The organism is Bradyrhizobium sp. BRP22 (genome assembly GCF_020194175.1).
Lineage (GTDB): Bacteria > Pseudomonadota > Alphaproteobacteria > Rhizobiales > Xanthobacteraceae > Bradyrhizobium.
Genome location: NZ_JADYVX010000181.1, coordinates 1 through 213, shown reverse-complemented (window position 1 = coordinate 213; position 213 = coordinate 1). Strand labels below are relative to the sequence as shown.

Annotated in this window: 1 pseudogene; it reads left to right on the top strand. The window is 69.0% G+C overall.

The window, feature by feature from the left end:
- Positions 1-213: pseudogene (locus tag I6F35_RS40740) on the top strand (IS3 family transposase); the annotation flags it as partial.

The following is a 213-nucleotide window of genomic DNA, read 5'->3' as shown; positions in this document are numbered from 1 at the left end:
TGCTGCGGCGGGAGGGCGAACCATCGGGGATCAACCGGATCTACCGGCTTTATCGCGAGGAAGGGCTCACCGTCCGCAAGCGACGAGCCCGCCGCAAGGCGGTGGGGACCCGGGCCCCGATCCTGGTCGAGGCGAGGCCCAACGCGCGCTGGTCGCTGGACTTCGTCCATGACCAGTTCGCCAACGGGCGGCGCTTCCGCATCCTCAACATCG